The sequence below is a fragment of the Actinocrinis sp. genome, assembly GCF_035653575.1.
Classification (GTDB): Bacteria; Actinomycetota; Actinomycetes; order Streptomycetales; family Catenulisporaceae; genus Actinocrinis.
In genome coordinates this window covers 140,762-159,202 of sequence record NZ_DASRBQ010000056.1, presented here as the reverse complement: position 1 = coordinate 159,202, position 18,441 = coordinate 140,762, and the positions used below count along the sequence as shown (strand labels likewise).

15 protein-coding genes are annotated in these 18,441 nt (G+C 69.0%); 14 read left to right on the top strand and 1 reads right to left on the bottom strand.

All coding sequences use genetic code 11. The features are described 5' to 3' along the window. Positions 1–71: 71 nt before the first annotated feature. The 6 genes from VFA06_RS08475 to tuf all read left to right on the top strand — a co-directional run bounded on the left by VFA06_RS08475 (position 72) and on the right by tuf (position 6,829). A complete protein-coding gene (locus tag VFA06_RS08475) occupies positions 72–509 on the top strand; it encodes a hypothetical protein (protein WP_324839882.1) in 438 nt (145 codons plus the stop codon). A 99-nt stretch (positions 510–608) separates the two neighbouring features. Next, positions 609–2,111, top strand: a complete 1,503-nt coding sequence (locus tag VFA06_RS08470) for a protein kinase domain-containing protein (protein WP_324839881.1) — start codon at positions 609–611, stop codon at positions 2,109–2,111. Positions 2,112–2,551: 440 nt separating this feature from the next. Beyond that, positions 2,552–2,926 carry a 30S ribosomal protein S12 gene (rpsL, locus tag VFA06_RS08465; protein WP_211469825.1) on the top strand — a complete coding sequence of 125 codons (375 nt, stop codon included), beginning with the start codon at positions 2,552–2,554 and terminating at the stop codon, positions 2,924–2,926. After that, positions 2,926–3,396, top strand: coding sequence for a 30S ribosomal protein S7 (gene rpsG / locus VFA06_RS08460; protein WP_324839880.1), 471 nt, complete (start codon positions 2,926–2,928; stop codon positions 3,394–3,396). The genes rpsL and rpsG overlap by 1 nt, the downstream gene beginning before the upstream one ends. A 51-nt stretch (positions 3,397–3,447) precedes the next feature. Continuing rightward, on the top strand, positions 3,448–5,556 hold the full coding sequence (gene fusA / locus VFA06_RS08455; RefSeq protein ID WP_324839879.1) for an elongation factor G: 2,109 nt from the start codon (positions 3,448–3,450) through the stop codon (positions 5,554–5,556). Between the two features lie 79 nt (positions 5,557–5,635). Next, positions 5,636–6,829, top strand: a complete 1,194-nt coding sequence (gene tuf / locus VFA06_RS08450; protein ID WP_324839878.1) for an elongation factor Tu — start codon at positions 5,636–5,638, stop codon at positions 6,827–6,829. Positions 6,830–7,019: 190 nt separating this feature from the next. Here tuf and VFA06_RS08445 read toward each other — a convergent pair whose 3' ends face one another. Next, positions 7,020–8,144, bottom strand: a complete 1,125-nt coding sequence (locus VFA06_RS08445) for a cellulase family glycosylhydrolase (RefSeq protein ID WP_324839877.1) — start codon at positions 8,142–8,144, stop codon at positions 7,020–7,022. Between the two features lie 135 nt (positions 8,145–8,279). On the opposite strand from VFA06_RS08445, the gene VFA06_RS08440 reads away from it, so the two are divergent. From VFA06_RS08440 to VFA06_RS08405, 8 genes are all read left to right on the top strand, one after another. After that, positions 8,280–10,151 carry a protein kinase domain-containing protein gene (locus tag VFA06_RS08440; protein ID WP_324839876.1) on the top strand — a complete coding sequence of 624 codons (1,872 nt, stop codon included), beginning with the start codon at positions 8,280–8,282 and terminating at the stop codon, positions 10,149–10,151. Positions 10,152–10,397: 246 nt separating this feature from the next. Next, a complete protein-coding gene (locus tag VFA06_RS08435; RefSeq protein ID WP_324839875.1) occupies positions 10,398–11,147 on the top strand; it encodes a glycosyltransferase family 2 protein in 750 nt (249 codons plus the stop codon). Next, positions 11,147–11,797: a hypothetical protein gene (locus VFA06_RS08430; RefSeq protein WP_324839874.1), complete on the top strand. Its 651-nt coding sequence runs from the start codon at positions 11,147–11,149 to the stop codon at positions 11,795–11,797. The genes VFA06_RS08435 and VFA06_RS08430 overlap by 1 nt, the downstream gene beginning before the upstream one ends. 31 nt (positions 11,798–11,828) lie before the next feature. Continuing rightward, entirely contained in the window at positions 11,829–12,944 is a 1,116-nt protein-coding gene (locus VFA06_RS08425) for a glycosyltransferase family 4 protein (protein WP_324839873.1), read from the top strand. Next, a complete protein-coding gene (locus tag VFA06_RS08420; RefSeq protein ID WP_324839872.1) occupies positions 12,941–15,292 on the top strand; it encodes a hypothetical protein in 2,352 nt (783 codons plus the stop codon). The genes VFA06_RS08425 and VFA06_RS08420 overlap by 4 nt, the downstream gene beginning before the upstream one ends. Further along, a complete protein-coding gene (locus tag VFA06_RS08415; RefSeq protein WP_324839871.1) occupies positions 15,289–16,455 on the top strand; it encodes a glycosyltransferase family 4 protein in 1,167 nt (388 codons plus the stop codon). Before VFA06_RS08420 ends, VFA06_RS08415 begins: the two co-directional genes overlap by 4 nt. Continuing rightward, positions 16,452–16,928 carry a hypothetical protein gene (locus tag VFA06_RS08410; RefSeq protein WP_324839870.1) on the top strand — a complete coding sequence of 159 codons (477 nt, stop codon included), beginning with the start codon at positions 16,452–16,454 and terminating at the stop codon, positions 16,926–16,928. The genes VFA06_RS08415 and VFA06_RS08410 overlap by 4 nt, the downstream gene beginning before the upstream one ends. After that, positions 16,921–18,441 carry a lipopolysaccharide biosynthesis protein gene (locus tag VFA06_RS08405; protein ID WP_324839869.1) on the top strand — a complete coding sequence of 507 codons (1,521 nt, stop codon included), beginning with the start codon at positions 16,921–16,923 and terminating at the stop codon, positions 18,439–18,441. Before VFA06_RS08410 ends, VFA06_RS08405 begins: the two co-directional genes overlap by 8 nt.

Sequence of the window (18,441 nt, the reverse complement as noted above, 5' to 3'; positions counted from 1 at the left end):
GGCGCCGCGCCAGGGCCGGCGACTGCTGATCCGGGACGTACAGCGCGGCTGGTTGGCGCTATGGTCACCTCATGAGCACCGAGGGCGATTACGAGCTGGGCCGCCCGCGTTATCAGGGTTCTGGAGCGCCGGGGGAGCAGGGGGCCGGCGGCCGGGGCCCGGCTCCGGGTGTCCTTCCGGGCGGCGCCGGTTTTCCCGGGCCCGGGCGGGGCACCGGATCCGCCTCGGACACGGTCGTGCGCAAGACCGCGCCGGCGGCGGTGGCGGCGATGGCCTTCGCGGCCGTGGGCTGGCTGCTGCCGGTCTTCGGCGGGGTGCTCGCGATCCGGCGGGCCAGGGTCGCGCTGCACCAGATCGAGGCCGCGGGCGGCGAGCTCGACGGAGTGCCGCTGGCGGTGTGGGCCAGGCGGCTCGGCTGGGTATACGTGGTCGGCTGGAGTGTGGCGCTGGCCTATATCGCGCTGCGGATCTACATCGACGTCACCAACGTGATGGTCACAGTGAAGTAGCAGAAACGCGCATCCGGGAGACCGGGGCGTTACTCACGCGTCACACGTGGCACGATGACTCGCGACACACGCTCGAACTTGGTCCTTGGAGGCGCGCGGATGACGCTCGGCCGGCCTGGTGATCTCCTGGCAGACCGGTACCGGCTGGACCGGTTCGTAGGCGGCGCGGGCTCCGTGGAGCGCTGGCGGGCATACGACGAGCGGCTGGCGCGGTCGGTCACCGCACGGCTTGCGCCCGCTCCCGGCGGCGCGGCGGAACAGGACGAGTCGACGGCGGCGGCGCAGGCGGCACTGACGCGCGTGGCGCAGCTCAACCATCCGGGAGTCGCGGCGGTCTACGACGTGGGCACCGCGGACGGTTTGCGTGACGGCGCGGTCAGCTACGCGATCTCCGAGTGGACCGAAGGCCGCACGCTCGGTCAGATCATGGCGAGCGGCCCGCAGCCGTGGCCGCGTACCGCGGACTGGGGCCGGCAGATCAGCGGCGCGCTGGCGGCGCTGCACGGGATCGGGATCGCGCACGGCGCGCTGAGCCCGGAGAGCGTGGCGATTCACGACGACCGTCAGGTCAAGATCCTCGATGCGGGCCTGGATTCGACGGAGACGCCGGAGCTCACGCAGGAGGATCTGCCGCCGCACGCGCCGGATGACGTGTACGCGCTCGGGTTTCTGCTGTGGGAAGCGACGGTCGGTGCTGCGCCGGAGTACGTGATTCCAGGCGCGGATGCCGAAACGGCCAACGGGGCGAAGACACACGCCACCGCGACGCAGGACATCGCAGCCCAGGCCGGTACGGCCCAGGACGGTACGACGGAGAGCCCTGAAGCGAAAAGCACTGCGGCAGAAGACACGGCAGACACGGCGGTAACGGAGCCTCGGGAAACCGGTACCGAGCCAGCCTCCGCCGGTATCGACCGGCAGCCGCTCCTCGACACCGGTGCGCCCGCAGAATTCGCCGCCCTGTTGTCGCAGATGCTCGCCGCCGACCCCGCGCTGCGTCCCACGGCGGCTGAGGCCGAGCAGCGGTTCGTCCCGTTCGCCGCCACCGAACGCGTCAGCGACACCCTTCCCGGTGTCGCCGCGGTCTCCGCTCCGACGCAAGTGCTCGGCCCACCCATCGCCGGTCCCGGAGCCGCGGTCGCTGCGGCCGCAGCTGAAGCGGCGCAGGAAGAACGGGATCGCAGGCGCGGGGCGATGCTCGGTCTAGTGCTTCTCGTTGCTCTCGTGCTCGCCGGGCTGGGTTTCCTGCTGGCGAATCTGGGCTCGCACTCCACTAACCCAAGCGTCGTGAACACCGCGATCCCGTCGAGCAGTCCGGGAATGGTGACGCTGCCGAACGGCTCGCTGAGCCCGGCGCCGAGCCACACGTCGAGCGGTGGCGGCCAGGCCAGCGGCTCCGCGCCGAGTACGTCGGCCAGCAGCAGCCCGACCGGTCAGGCGTCTACGTCGGCGCCCGCGTCTCCGAGCGCCCCCGCCAGCCCGAGCGCGCAGCCCTCGCCGAGCAACAGCGCGGGTGCGCCCAGCACTCCTTCCATCCCTGGAGGATCTAGCGCCAGTGCAGGTCCGACGGCGCATATCTCACCCCTCGCCATCGCGCAGTGACGGCAGCGGGAAACGAATTTGTCCACGCACTGCGGCATGCGAGAATAGAACGGGTGTGGGCGAAGCACCCGATGTGATGCCGGGCAGATGGTCGTTTTGACCGGAGGCACGGCGCGTCGGTACGCTCTCACCTTGTGCCTGGGGTGTCCCCGGCTGTCCGTGCGCGCAACTAGCTGTATGACGCTAGTGACTCGCGACCAGTCCCTCATGGACCGCACGGAGCTCTCACGGGAGGAACGACCCACGACGTACGGGTCGGGTCTCCGAGAGAGCAGCCACGACACACCCGACCGCGTGGGTCGGAGAATCCGGACATCGCGCCGAAAACCGGGTGCAGCGCAAACACAACAATTTCGCCAGAGGACCGCCTGGCCGCCGTCCTGTCCGAGAGGACATGACGCCCGGCCGAAGGCTTGGCACGAACGGAATACGGAGTAGCAGTGCCCACGATCCAGCAACTGGTCCGCAAGGGCCGGCAGGACAAGGTCACCAAGACCAAGACTCCTGCGCTCAAGGGCAGCCCGCAGCGGCGCGGTGTGTGCACCCGCGTCTACACGACCACGCCCAAGAAGCCGAACTCGGCCCTGCGGAAGGTCGCCCGCGTGCGCCTGTCCAGCGGCATCGAGGTCACCGCTTACATCCCCGGCGTCGGCCACAACCTGCAGGAGCACTCGATCGTGCTCGTGCGTGGCGGCCGAGTCAAGGACCTTCCCGGCGTCCGCTACAAGATCATTCGCGGTTCCCTCGACACCCAGGGTGTCAAGAACCGCAAGCAGGCTCGTAGCCGCTACGGCGCCAAGAAGGAGAAGAAGTAATGCCGCGCAAGGGCCCCGCGCCGAAGCACCCGGTCGTCGTCGACCCGGTCTACAACTCCCCGCTGGTCACCTCGCTGGTGAACAAGGTCCTGCTGGACGGCAAGCGCTCCACCGCCGAGCGTATCGTCTACGGCGCCCTGGAGGGGTGCCGTGAGAAGACCGGCACCGACCCGGTCATCACGCTCAAGCGCGCGCTGGAGAACGTCAAGCCGGCGATCGAGGTCAAGTCCCGCCGGGTCGGCGGCGCGACCTACCAGGTCCCGGTCGAGGTGCGTGCGGGCCGTTCGAACACGCTGGCGCTGCGCTGGCTGGTCACCTACTCCCGCGCCCGGCGCGAGAAGACGATGACCGAGCGCCTGATGAACGAGCTGCTGGACGCCTCCAACGGTCTGGGCGCCTCCGTCAAGCGACGCGAGGACACCCACAAGATGGCCGAGGCCAACAAGGCCTTTGCCCACTACCGCTGGTAGTCCGGGACCGGCAGCAACCCTTTACCGACTCGCGAAAGTAGCAGAGCCACCATGGCCACGAACGCCGCGCTCGACCTCGCCAAGGTCCGCAACATCGGCATCATGGCGCATATCGACGCCGGTAAGACCACGACGACCGAGCGCATCCTGTACTACACCGGGATGAGCTACAAGATCGGTGAGGTCCACGACGGCGCCGCCACCACCGACTGGATGGAGCAGGAGCAGGAGCGGGGGATCACCATCACCTCCGCCGCCGTCACCTGCCACTGGAAGACCGACGAGGTCGACCACACCATCAACATCATCGACACCCCCGGCCACGTGGACTTCACCATCGAGGTCGAGCGCTCGCTGCGCGTCCTCGACGGCGCGGTCGCGGTCTTCGACGGCGTGGCCGGCGTGGAGCCGCAGTCCGAGACGGTCTGGAACCAGGCCAACCGGTACGGCGTGCCCCGCATCTGCTTCGTCAACAAGCTGGACCGCACCGGCGCGGAGTTCCACCGCTGCGTCGACATGATCGTCTCGCGGCTCAACGCCGTGCCGCTGGTCATGCAGCTGCCGATCGGCGCCGAGGCGGACTTCAAGGGCGTCATCGACCTGGTGACGATGAAGGCCCTGGTCTGGAACGCCGAGGCGAAGCTGGGCGAGATGTACGACGTCGTCGACATCCCGGCCACGCACACCGAGGCGGCCGCCGAGTGGCGCGACCGGCTCGTCGAGACCTCCGCGGAGGCCGACGAGGAGCTGATGGAGCTGTACCTGGAGGGCAAGGAGCCCACCGTGGAGCAGCTCTACGCGGGCATCCGGCGGGCCACCCTGGCCTCGTCGCTGACCCCGGTCTTCTGCGGCACCGCGTTCAAGAACAAGGGCGTGCAGCCGCTGCTCGACGCGATCGTGCGCTACCTGCCGTCCCCGCTGGACGTCGAGGCGATCGAGGGCCACGCGGTGAATGACGAGGAGACCGTCATTCAGCGCAAGCCCTCGGACGCCGAGCCGCTCTCGGCGCTGGCGTTCAAGATCATGACCGACCAGCACCTGGGCAAGCTCACCTTCGTCCGGGTGTACTCCGGCCGGCTCGAGTCGGGCGCCTCGGTGCTCAACTCGGTCAAGGGCCGCAAGGAGCGCATCGGCAAGATCTACCGGATGCACGCCAACAAGCGCGAGGAGATCCCCTCGGTCGGCGCGGGCGACATCGTCGCGGTCATGGGCCTTAAGGACACCACGACCGGCGAGACGCTCAGCGACCCGGCGCACCCGGTGGTGCTCGAGTCGATGAACTTCCCGGCCCCGGTCATCTCGGTCGCCATCGAGCCGAAGACCAAGAGCGACCAGGAGAAGCTGGGCACCGCGATCCAGCGCCTCGCGGAGGAGGACCCCTCCTTCCAGGTGCGCACGGACGAGGAGACCGGCCAGACCATCATCGCCGGCATGGGCGAGCTCCACCTGGAGATCCTGGTGGACCGCATGCGCCGCGAGTTCAAGGTCGAGGCCAACGTCGGCAAGCCGCAGGTCGCCTACCGGGAGACCATCCGCAAGGCCGTGCCGAAGGTCGAGTACACGCACAAGAAGCAGACCGGCGGCTCCGGCCAGTACGCCCGCGTGATCATCGGCGTCGAGCCGATCGAGAGCGGCGAGGGCTACGAGTTCGTCAACGCGGTCACCGGCGGTCGCATCCCGCGGGAGTACATCCCGTCCGTGGACGCGGGCTGCCAGGAGGCCATGGAGTTCGGCGTGCTCGCGGGCTACCCGCTGGTCGGCGTCAAGGTCACCCTGCAGGACGGCGCGTACCACGAGGTCGACTCCTCCGAGCTCGCGTTCAAGATCGCCGGTTCGATGGCGTTCAAGGAGGCTGCCCGCCAGGCCAGCCCCGCGATCCTCGAGCCGATGATGTCGGTCGAGGTCACCACGCCGGAGGACTACCTCGGCGACGTGATCGGCGACCTGAACTCCCGCCGTGGCCAGATCCAGGCCATGGAGGAGCGGTTCGGCTCCCGGGTCGTCAAGGCCCTGGTGCCGCTGTCGGAGATGTTCGGCTACGTCGGCGACCTGCGGTCGAAGACCTCGGGCCGGGCCTCCTACAGCATGCAGTTCGACTCCTACGCCGAGGTTCCCAGGAACATCGCGGAGGAGATCGTGAAGAAGGCGCGCGGCGAGTAGCCCAAGCCGATACCACCGTTAAGCCGCCGGTCGCTCAGCCTGAGCGATCCGGCACCGCAACCGTCCACAGGAGGACATCGTGGCGAAGGCGAAGTTCGAGCGGACTAAGCCGCACGTCAACATCGGCACCATCGGTCACATCGACCACGGCAAGACGACGCTCACCGCGGCGATCACCAAGGTGCTGCACGACAAGTACCCGACGCTCAACCAGGCCTCTGCCTTCGACCAGATCGACAAGGCCCCCGAGGAGCGTCAGCGCGGTATCACCATCTCCATCGCGCACGTCGAGTACCAGACCGAGGCGCGGCACTACGCCCACGTCGACTGCCCCGGTCACGCGGACTACATCAAGAACATGATCACCGGTGCCGCGCAGATGGACGGCGCGATCCTGGTGGTGGCCGCGACCGACGGCCCGATGCCGCAGACCAAGGAGCACGTGCTGCTGGCCCGCCAGGTCGGCGTGCCGTACATCGTGGTCGCCCTGAACAAGGCCGACATGGTGGACGACGAGGAGATCCTCGAGCTCGTCGAGCTCGAGGTGCGCGAGCTGCTCTCCGAGTACGAGTTCCCGGGCGACGACGTGCCGGTCGTGCGCGTCTCCGCGCTCAAGGCGCTCGAGGGCGACCCCGAGTGGGCCGAGAAGCTGCTCGGTCTGCTGGACGCGGTCGACGAGGCCATCCCGCAGCCGGAGCGCGAGATCGACAAGCCGTTCCTGATGCCGATCGAGGACGTCTTCACGATCACCGGCCGCGGCACCGTGGTGACCGGCCGCATCGAGCGCGGTGTCATCAAGGTCAACGAGACCGTGGACATCGTGGGCATCCGCGAGCAGAAGCAGACCACGACGGTCACCGGCGTGGAGATGTTCCGCAAGCTGCTCGACGAGGGCCAGGCGGGCGAGAACGTCGGCCTGCTGCTGCGCGGCACCAAGCGCGACGACGTCGAGCGCGGCCAGGTCGTGGTCAAGCCCGGCTCGATCACCCCGCACACCGACTTCGAGGGCCAGGTCTACATCCTGTCCAAGGACGAGGGTGGCCGGCACACGCCGTTCTTCAACAACTACCGTCCGCAGTTCTACTTCCGGACGACCGACGTGACCGGCGTGGTGACCCTGCCCGAGGGCACCGAGATGGTCATGCCGGGTGACAACACCGAGATGTCGGTCCAGCTGATCCAGCCGATCGCCATGGAGGAGGGCCTGCGCTTCGCTATTCGCGAGGGCGGTCGCACCGTTGGCGCCGGCCGGGTCACGAAGATCGTCAAGTAGTACGCAAGCGCCGACGGGGCGGGCCGCCCTCCAGACAGCACAGTGCGGTCGCACCGTCGGCGCCGGCCGGGTCACGAAGATCGTCAAGTAGTCTCGGCGATCCGGGAGTAACCTCCGAGCGATAAGCGCGGCGGCCCGGGACTCGAAAGAGTCCCGGGCCGCTTCGTGTCTGCGCTCTGCTATGGCTTCGTCAGCCCACGTACGCCTTGATCGCGTCCCGGAACGCGGCGAGCGACGGCCGCGCGGTGCCGTCCGCGCGACGCAGCCCGAAGTACAGCCGCTGGTCCGGCAGATCGATGTCGGAGAACCAGAACAATGCTCTGACGTGTGAGTTCCGGGTGGCCGCGGTGACCAGTTCGGTCGCATAGACAGCCTGCTGCGACTCCTGGCTCCGCGTCGCCGGCATCGCTGCGTCCGGGTCGCTCGCGGCATCCGAGACGGGGGCTCCCGCCTCGGTCAGCCAGATCGGCATCGACGGCTGCTGATACTGATCGAGTATCGACGCCAGGCTGTCCGGCCCGGTGCTGATGTCGCCGAACGCCCTCGCGGCCGCGGGCGCGGCGGGGAAGCTGTACGGGTGATACCCGACGGCGCTCGCGTAAGGCAGGAAGTTCGAGCGCGCGAGGTCCAGCAGGAAGTCCCGAGCGGAGAGGTCCTTGCCGCCGGAATCGGCCACGGCCAAACCGCCGACCACGATGCGCACCCTGGGCTGCACCGCGCGCATCGCGATGGAGGTGGCCTTGAGCAGCGCGCCGTAACCCTCCGGATCGGGACCACCGGACCAGTACGAGCCCAGATTCTCCTCGTTCCAGACCTCCCAGGCGCCCACCACGTCCGCGGAGTACCGCTGTGCGGCCTGGGCGGCGAAGGCGGCGAACTGAGTGTCGTCCGCGGGCGGGCACCAGATCTGCTTGGCGCAGCCGTGGACGCGGGCCCAAGCCGGCGGCTGGTCCAGGATCGCCAGGACTTTCAGCCCCCTGGCTTTCGCGTAGCTGACCGTGCGGTCGAAGGAGCGCCAGTCCCACTGGGTGGGGCTCGGCTGGATCCGGTACCAAGCCAGATCGACCCTGATCCAGCCGGCTCCGACCGCGCCCGCGTCGTCCAGGCCGCTGCCGATCGCGGACTCCGACTCGTCCGGCAGCGCGTCCGCGTAGTCGACCCCGAACACGAAACCGCTGTCCGTCGACTGCACGATGTGCACGGCCTGCGGCTGCGGCCTGTCTGGCAGGGCCGAGACCGCCATCGCCACCGAGCCGACCGCGATGATGAAGGCGGCGACCAACCACGGAGCCAGCCGTCTGGCGGACAGGGACATGAGGGCCAGCCTAACGGGTGAGATCACGGCTGCGGCGTCGAGATCACAAGGCGGTACCGGGCCGCCTACAGGCAGGTCGGGGTACGGTACGCTACGCCCAGTGGCGGCCGGTTTGTGATATGGGGGAGGGGAAAAGTGAGCGGCGAGGTCGGCGCGGGATCCCGGCTGGGTAGTTTGTACGTGCTCGACCAGCGGCTCGGCGGCGGCTCGATGGGGACGGTCTGGTCCGCGCACAACACGGAGACCGGCGAGGCGGTCGCCGTGAAGATCCTGTCCGACACCATGGGTCAGAGCTCTGATCTGGTGGGGCGGTTCCTGCGCGAGCGAAGTGCACTGCTGAGCGTCCGTCACGCGCACCTGGTCGAGATCAGGGACGTGGTGATCGAGAACGAGCGCGTCGGTCTCGTGATGGAGCTGGTCGAGGGGATCGACTGCGCGCGGCTGCTCGAGCGGGACGGGCCGCTGTCGCTGTACCACGCGGCCCGGCTCGGCGACGAGGTCTCGCAGGCGCTGATCGCCGTGCACGCCGCGGGAATCGTGCACCGGGACCTCAAGCCGGCGAACATCCTGATGGAGAGCGCCACCTCCCGGGCCAAGCTGGTCGACTTCGGCATCGCCTGGATCGCCGGGAATCCCAGGCTGACCGCGTCGAACTCGGTCATCGGCACCCCGCACTACCTGGCGCCCGAACTGCTGACCGGCGGCGCCGTCAGCCCGGCAGCCGATGTCTACTCGCTGGCGATCTGCCTTTACCAGTTGCTCACCGGCGTGCTGCCCTTCGACGGGGAGCACTACGCGCAAATCCTCTACAAGCACCTGCACGAGGCGCCGCCTCCGCATCCCGCGATCCCGCCGACCATGTGGGGTCTGTTCGAGGCGATGCTCGCCAAGGATCCGGCGCAGCGCCCGAGTATGCAGTTCGTGGCCGGGCAGTTGGCGATGTTCGCGCGCAGTGAGGCGCCGCTCCAGCTGCCGCAGGAGCCTGTCGCGGTACCGGATCAGCAGGCCGCGCCGGAGGCTGTGCCGGTCCCGGCACCCTCGTATGAGAGTTCGCCGCTGTACAGCTCGGTACCGCCGCCGTTTGGGGAGTATCCGGCACCGGATGCATCAGGCTCATGGCACGGTGACGCCCCGGCGCCGCCGATCGATTACTCGGCCCAGCCCGGCTACTCGACGCCGCCGCCCTTCACCTACGCACCGCCCCAGGAAGAGCGCCGGCCGCGAAAGCGCCTTATCGTGATCGCGGCGGTGTGTGCGGTGGCCCTCGCCGGGATAGGGGTCGGAGCCTGGGCGCTGACCGGCGGTGGCGGCGGCAACAAGCCGGTGGCCGCGAGCAGCGCGAGCGCCACCGCGAGCGCGGTGGTTCCGGTGGCGCCACAGCCGGTGACCCATCACTGGAAGCTGTGCTGCGGCTGGCTCCAGGAGGACGCCGGAACGACCAGCGCGACGAACAACGGCGTGCTGCTCAACGACACCAAGAGCGGCGACGCGGTGTTCAACGGCAAGGCCGAGACCCAGATCGTCGTCGACGGCCCGGTGATCAACACCTCGCAGAGCTTCACGATCGCGTTCTGGATGCACCTGCAGGGCACGACCAGCACGCCGTCGGGCCGCGAGACCGTGGTGGAGCAGCGCGGCACCGAGGGCTGCGCCGCCTGCGTCGAGTTCGATCCCGGCACGAAGCGGCTGGCCTTCGAGATGCAGCGCGCTGATACGATCGGCGCCGCCACGACGAAGGTGGAGGCCATCGCCGAGACCACCGCGGCCAACTGGCACCGGGTCATCGCGTCCTACGACGCTCAGAAGCACTCCATCTCGTTCTATCTGGACGGCGCGCTCCAGGGGACGAAGCCTTTCGACGCGACCTGGATGCCGACCGGGCCGCTGAGCTTCGGCAGCGGACTTGAACAGGGCGTGACCACCAACTGGTACGCCGGCAATCTGGCGGACATGTGGATCTGGAACCGGGCGATGACTCCCGGACAGGTCGATCAGGCCGCGAAGTAAACGAGAAGGGCTTCCGAGTAACGAGTCTGCTACAGCAGGACGTTGATGATCTTCGCGCCGGTGTGATGCGATAAGGTGACTTCCGTCGACGCCGTTGTCGGCACCGGAATCGGGGCGATCCCGGGGAAGCGCGCGGCGGGGTCGGGTGGCTTCGCGCACCCGACGGGGTCTCGCCGCGGTACGCATCAACAGCAGATCATACGGCGGTTCTGGATCGCAGCGCGCTTTCGCACGCCTGCTCGATCGATGGATGGCAACACGGTGGGGACACTTTCGATCGTCATTCCCGCGCTCAACGAGGCGGACAACATCGGACCGGTGCTCGGCTCGATACCCTTCGAGCGCTTGGACCAGGCGGGCTGGGCCGCCGAGGTCGTGGTCGTGGACAACGGTTCCACCGACGGCACGGGGCAGCGAGCGGCCGCGCTCGGCGCCAAGGTGGTCCACGAGCCGCAACGCGGCTACGGCAACGCCTACCGGGCCGGGTTCCAAGCGGCCACCGGCGACGTGATCGCCACCGGTGACGCCGACTGCACCTATCCCTTCGACATGCTGCCCGAACTGCTCACCGTCCTGGTCGAGCGCGATGTCGAATTCATCACCACCGATCGGCTGCACCCGGCCAACCGGGAGGCGATGAAGAACTCTCATTTCGTCGGCAACCACATCCTGAGCGCGGTCAGCAGGCTGCTGTTCGGGCACGGATTCCGCGACTCGCAGTCCGGAATGTGGGTGTTCCGCCGTTATGTCTGGGGCGGGCTCGACGTGCGTTCGCCGGGTATGGCATTCTCCCAGGAGATAAAGAACGACGCGGCGCGCGCCGGCTACCGCGTCCTCGAGGTGCCGATCGAGTACCGGATGCGCGGGGGCGAAGTAAAGCTCAACGCGGTGGTGGACGGTGTGGCCAATCTGGCCGGCCTATTCGCGCACCGCTTCCGCAGGCCGGTACGGGGCCTGGCGACGGGTGAAGAGCTAGCGGAATCGATGAAGGTGTAGTGGAGTCCAGAACCAGCCCCTCCTCCGGCCGGCAAGCCGTGGCGCGCTCAGAGAACGAGGAGCCGCCATCGGTCCGGGCGCGGGAAGAGGCCGGGGTCTGGACGCCGGAAGCCGAGCACGAAGCGGAAACCGAAGCGGACGCCACCGCTGAAGAGGTCGAGACCGGCGCCGCCGGCGAGCCTCCGGCGCCGTGGTTCCTGCGCAGTCGCGGCCGTTCCACCGCGGCGGTGGCCGCGGTCCTCGCCGTCGTCGCAGCCCTCCTCGGCATCAGCAGGCTCGCTCCAGTGCATACCGTGCTGAGGCAGTCGTTCACCGAGATCAGCTCGCCCAACACGCAGTTTTACCTTAATGGCAACCCGTGGATCTCAGGCCAGTTCTTGAACGTGCCGCTCGGCGTCATCGTGCAGAACGACCCGAGCGTCACGAACTACCGGATCCACGTGTGGACAGTCGACGGCTCGGGAAAAGCCGACGCCTCGACCACGGTGACGCTGCCGATCCGGGACGGAAGGGGCACGGCCAACTACCAGTTGCCGATTCCGGTGGAGGCGCAGCTGGTGTGGGCCGCGGTGGAGGGCACGCCGTACTCGCTGCACTACCGCTTCGCGGGGAGCGCCTTGCCGAGTGCGCACGCGAGCAGCACCCGCTGAGCGGGGACCGGAGCCGGTGGGGAGGTGGCAGATGACTGAGGCAGTGACCCGGGGCACCGGGCGGGGCGTGGTGCAGATCACTCCTTACTACCCTCCCGCGCTCGGCGGTCTTGAGCGGGTCGCGCAGGCATTGGCCGAGACGCTCGCCGAACGCCGCGAAGTCGAGGTGCTCACGACGGTGACGCGCGCGCAGCCCTCCGCCGATCGCGAACGCGGCCCGGTGCGGGTGCGCAGATTCCGCGCCGTTGAAGTGGCGCACACCCCGGTCTCCCCGGGTCTTTTTCTCGCGCTGCTGCGCAGGAAGGGCGCAGCGGTTTGGCACGTGCACTGCGCCCAGGCTCTGATCGCCGAGCAGGTCATGATCGCCGCACGGCTGCGACGGCAGAAGTACGTGCTGCACTTCCATCTCGACGTCGGCAGTTCGGGCCCGCTCGGGAGACTGCTGCCCCTTTACAAGCGGCACGTTTTCGCGCGGGCGATACGCGGCGCGGCCGCGGTCATCGCGCTCACCTCGGCCCAGGCCACGTTCGTCAAGGAAACCTACGGCGTTCCAGCCGACCGCATTCACGTCGTGCCCAACGGCGTCGACAGCCGGTACTTCCTCCCGCCGCGCCGGCCCACGGACTGCGGACCGCTGCGTCTGCTGTTCGTCGGCCGGCTGGAGGCGCAGAAGAACGTGGCCCGGCTGATCGACGCGCTCACCCTGGTGAAGGAGAAGGTGCAGCTGCGGGTCGTCGGTGACGGTGCGCTGCGTGCGCAGCTCGAACAGCGCGCCGCGCAGTGCGGGCTGCCGGCCGAATTCGCCGGTCCGCTCTTCGGCGATGACCTGCTGCGCGCTTACGCCGAGGCCGACGCGTTCGCGCTGCCGTCAGACCGCGAAGGCATGCCGTTGGTCGCGCTCGAGGCGATGGCGGCGGGGCTGCCGGTGATCGCGACCGAGGTGCCGGGCAACATCGAGCTGATCGCGGGGCGCGGACTGCTGGCCGCCGCGGAACCCGGCGCGCTCGCGGCGGCGATCGACGCGGTGGCCGCCGATCCCGGGCTGCGCGCCGAACTGGCCCGGCGGTGCGCGGACGCGGCCCGCGAGTACTCGTGGGACGTGGTCACCGATCGCGTTGAGCTGATCTACGACGAGGTCTACCGATGACCGCCTTGCGCGGTCGGCGAGTAGTGCTGCTCTCCACCGCCGTGTGCGCCCTGGTGATCCTGCTCGCTCCAGCCGTGCGGATCGTCCAGGACGCCGCGGGGCTGTGGCTGATGATCGGTGCGCCGGCCTGCGTCTACTTCGGCACTGCGCGGCGCGTCGTGTCCACCGCGGACGGCGCCGCGCTGCTGGCCGTCGGCTTCGCGATCCTGCACGACCTGTTCGTGCTGCTCGCCCTCGATCTGGCGCTGCCGCTGCTCGGCGACCACCGTCCGTTGGAACTGGTGCCGATCACCCTCGCGCTCGCCGCCGCGGCGATCATCGTCGGCGCGTTCGCGCCGGAGGCCGAGCCGGTGCCGCGGGAGCGCTACTGGTGGCACCGCCGCGGCTTCGGCCCGGTGCTGGCGCTCGGTGCCCTCGTGCTCGTGTTGTCCGTGGCCGGTCCGATCAGGCTGAATAACGGCCTCGGCTCCGGCGTGAGCATGACCGCGATGGTGGTCATCGTCGCGTTCCTGTTGCTGCTGCTGTACCGGAGCGGCTACGCGATCGAAGCGATCGAGCTGGGCATCTACTTCGCGGCGGCTGGAATCCTGCTGCTCACCTCGCTGCGCGGGTGGCTGATCACCGGCCACGACATCCAGACCGAATACGCGTATTTCTCCGACGTGCTGGCCAGCGGCCATTGGCAGCCCGGGGGAATTCGCAACGCCTATTACGCCTGTCTGAGCGTGACGCTGCTGCCAGTCGCCTTCGCGCATCTGACCGCGGTCTCGGGTGTGGACATCTTCAAGGTCGTCGAGCCGCTGCTCTTCGCGGTGACGCCGGTGCTGCTGTTCCGGGGCGTGCGCAACGTCGCGTCGCACCGATTGGCAGTGCTCAGCGCGATCTTCTTCATCATCTTCCCGACCTTCTCCACGGACCTGCCGTATATGTCCCGGCAGGAGATCGCGTTCCTCCTGGTCGGCTGCGCCGTACTGCTCATCACGGATCAGCGGGGACCGCTGCCGGGCCGGCGGATCGCTTTCGGCGCGCTCACCCTCGGTGCGGTGGTCTCGCACTACTCCACCGCGTACATCATCGTCATGATTTGCTTCATCGCGGTGGCCGCCGAGGCAGCGTTGCGGCTCTGGTCGACACTGCGCTCGAACGTGCGGTCCGCACGCGGCGCAGAGCGCGAGCGTCCGACCGCGGCACGGCGCAGCAGCCGGCAGCGGCGCGCCGCACGGGTGACCGGACGGCGACACGGTCTGTTCGCGCCCTGGTGGCTCGTGCTGTTCGCGGGAGCCGCCGCGTTCATCTGGGCCGGGCCGGTCACCCACACCGACAGCCAGGTCCAATCCACCTTGTCGTCCGCGATCTCGCAGCTAGAGGGCCATGCGTCGTCAGGCCTGCTCGCCGCAAAGCAATCCGACGCGCAGCTGCTCGCCGGGTACAAGCAGTCCGCCGTCGACATCACCGCGGCAGACCGCGCCAAGTCGGCGTACTGGCCGCTCTCACTCGTCGATCAATATCAGACCCCGGTCGTGGGTACCCAATACCAGCCGCTCACCGCGGCGGGGCGGCGGATCCAGTCCGCGAGTATCAACGTGACGACCGCGAACGTGATCGCGCGCAGCATCGACGATCGCGCGTACGAGCTGTTCATCGTCGTCGGGCTGCTCGGCGTGTGGTTCGCCGGGCGCCGGCTGTTCACCCCGACCAGGGATCAGGTGCTGCTCGCGGTCGGCGCGATCGGCATGCTCGGCGTCTTGACCGTGGTGCCGCAGCTGTCGATCGACTACGGCGTGCTGCGCGCGTTCGCGGAGGGCATGTTCTTTCTCGGGCCGTTCATGGCGGCCGGCCTAGTGTGGATCTGCCGCGCGCTCAGACGCTGGTCGAGGCCGGCTGTCGGCGCCGTCGTGGCCGTGATCGCGTCGACCATGACGGGTGTGGTCCCGCAGTTGACCGGCGGGTACTACGGCATCCTGTCGATGGCGAACGAGGGACAGTACTACGACATCCACTACCCGACCCGGGCGCAGCTCGCCGGTGCTCAGTGGCTCAACGCCCTCGTGACCTCGACGGGCCAGCGCACCGGAACCGAGCCGATGGTCCAGGCGGACTACTTCGCCGCCGACAACCTGCGCACCGCCTTCACCGGCCCGGTGCTGCCGGACATCCTGCCGCAGTGGCTGCGCCCGGGCAGCTACGTGTTCGTCGGCCCGACCATGATCCGCTCGGACGAGGTCTCGAATCGGATCAACGGGCAGATCGTCACCTACCGGTATCCGGATCAGCTGCTCGATACGCAATACAACAAGATCTACGCCAGCGACGGTGCGCAGATCTACGGCGCGGAGATGAACAATTGACCGACGAGCTCTTGGCCGCGCCTGCCTTCCCCGGACGAATACTGCTCGTCTGCCACTACTACGCGCCGCACGTCGGCGGGATCGAGAGCGTGGTGCAGGCCGAGGCGCAGCGCCTCGCCGCGCTCGGTCATGACGTCACCGTGCTCACCAGCGCCGACCGCAGCAGCGTCCGCGACGAGGGCGGCGTGCGCGTGGTGCGTGTCAGAGCATGGAACGGCTTCGAGCACCGCGTCGGCGTGCCGTTCCCGGTGTTCTCCCCGCGTCTGCTCGCCGTGGCCGTCAGGCTCGCGCGCCGCGCGGACATCGTGCACGTACACGACTGCTTCTACCTCAGCTCGTGGAGCGCCGGCCTCGCGGCTCGGCTCGCGGGCAGGCCGCTCGTGCTCAGCCAGCACGTCGCCGTGGTCGAGCACACTTCCATCCTGGTCCGCGCGATCCAGAACCTCGTGTACGGCACGATGGGGCGCCTGCTCGTCCGGCGTGCCCGGAGAGTCTTCGTCATCAACGAATACGTGGCCAGATTCGTCGCGGGACTTGGCGCCGGCCCGCAGAAGGTCGTCGTCCTGGCCAACGGCGTGGACCAGGAGCGCTACCGGCCGGCGGGCGACGAGGCCGAGCGGGAACTGCTGCGGAAAGAGCACAACCTGCCGCTCGACCGGCCGCTCGCGCTGTTCGTCGGCCGGCTCGTGCCGAAGAAGGGCATAGACATCGCGCTCGCCGCGCGCACCGGCGAGTTCGACCTCGTGGTCGTCGGCTCCGGAGACGCGGCGGCGCTCTCCGGGCTTCCGGGCGTGCACGTTCTCGGTGCCCTGCAGCCGGACCGGGTGGCGGAACTCTTCCGTGCCTGCGACGTATTCGTGCTGCCGACGACCGGCGAGGTGTTCCCGCTCGTGGTGAAGGAGGCGATGAGCAGCGGGCTGCCGGTGGTCACCACCGACGAGCCGGACTACCGGGCACCCGGCATCGAACACGCCGCGCTGGCGCTGGTGCCGCGCGATGCGGCGGCGGTCGGCGCCGCGATCCGCCGGACGATCGCCGACGAGCAGGTGCGCAACCGGATGAGCGAGTGCTCCCGAGCGTATGCGCAGGCGCACTTCTCCTGGAGCGAGCACCTGGAACTGCTGCGCGAGCACTACCGCGCGGCCGCGGAGAGCTCGCCGTGAACCCCAGAATGCGCGCCGCCGCCGAAGTCGCGCTGGTCCACGGCCTCCTCGGCTGGATCTACATCGCCGCTTACGCCGCCGCCTTCCCGCAAGAGCTCAGCAGACACGTCGCAGACCTCGTGCCGCTGCGCCGCGACACCTTCGGCGCGCTCGCTTTCGCCGCCTCGGCGCTGGCGGCGATCACGCTGCAGGCACGGACCGGACGGCTCTGGATCCGCCGGAGCGAACCGGTGCGCGGCCTGTGGCACGCGGTGCTCAACGCGGTGGCCGGATACGGCCTGCTGGTCTGGGTCTATCTGTGTGTCAACTCGATGACGCATCCGTGGACGCTGTCCAAGCGGTTAACGCATTTCTTCCCCTGGCCGAGCGAAGGCGGCACCGCGGTGGCGAGCTACGCGGCCTCCGCGGTCGCGCTCTTCCTGGTGCGCCGTGCCCAGCCCCTCGACCACGCCCGAGGCGACGGCCATGTCTAGGCACTCACGCGCCTCGTTGCAGATCACCGAGAACTCACTGTTCCTCATGGCCTCGACCGGGGTCACCGCGGCGCTCGGCTATTGCTTCTGGATCCTGGTCGGCCGGGAGTACAGCCCCGAGCGCGTCGGCCTTGCCACCTCGCTGATCAACACCATCTCGCTGATCTCCTACCTGTCGCTGTTCGGATTCAACTCCGTGCTGATCCGCCATCAGGCCGCCGGCCGGGCCCGCAACCGGCAGGTCACGCTCAGCCTGCTGATCTCGGGCGGCGGCGGCTGGGCGCTCGGCGGCGCCTTCCTGCTGCTGCTGCCCTGGATCAGCCCGAAGCTGCTGTTCATCCGGGAAAACCCGTGGTATGCGCTGTGCTTCGTCGCGTTCTGCGCCTTCGCCGCGGTCAACCTGCTGACCGACTCGGTGTTCATGGCGGCGCGGCTGCCGCAGTACAACCTGCTCGTCGACGGCTTCGTGCAGAGCCTGTCCAAGCTGGCGATGCCGATCTTCCTGGTGTCCCTCGGCGCGGCGGGGATCGTCGCGTCCACCGGGGTCGGCTTCGCCGCGGCCGTGCTGGCCTCGCTCATCGCCATGTGGGTGCGGCTCGGCTTCCGACCCGATTTCGGCTTCGGCGGCACCCGGCTGCGTGAGCACGCGCGCTACTCGCTGGCCAGCTACGGCTCGTCGCTGCTCAACCTGCTGCCGCAACTGGTCTTGCCGCTGCTCGCGCTCCAGCGGCTCGGCAGCGGGGCCGAGGCGTACTACTTCATGGCTTTCCAGATCGCGAACATGCTGTACACCGTGTCCCACTCGATCGGGGACGCCACCTTCTCCGAGGCGTCGCACGATATCTCGCTGCTGGGCGAATGCCTCAAGCGCTCCGCTCGCCTCAACGTGGCCGTGCTGATTCCCGCCGTCGTCGTGGTCATCCTCGGTGCCGACCTGATCCTGGGCCTGTTCGGACAGGCGTACGCCGACCACGCCCGGGGCCTTCTGACGCTGCTCGCCGCCGGTGCGCTCGCGGTCGCCCTGAACAACTGGAGCAGCAACGCCCTGCGGGTCGTCGGCCGCATGCGCCCGTTCGTGGTCAGCAACCTGTTCTTCGCGGTCGTCTCGATCGGCATGGCCGCGGCCCTGGCCTCGCGCGGCCTGCTCTGGGTCGGCGCGGCCTGGGTCTGCGGAAACCTCATCTGTGGGCTCGTCGCCCTCGCCTATGTGCCGTGGGGCGGCGCACAGTCCGCGGCCAGTCCCGCAGCGGACGGCGTAGACACGCGCGAGGCGGAGTCCTTCGGCGTGTTCGAGGACACCGTGCCGCTCGTGCTTCCGTGGGTCACGGCGGACACCCGCCGGATAAGCGGCGCGCGTGCCGCGCGGTCGGCGACCACGGCGCAGGACACGGGCGCAGTCGCGACCGCGGTCGGCACCCGGCCGGGGACACGGCTGCTCCTGGGTGGCGATATGGCGGTACGTCCGCCGATCGCCGTGCCCAGCGCAGACGAGCGATCCGGATCGAGCTGGTAG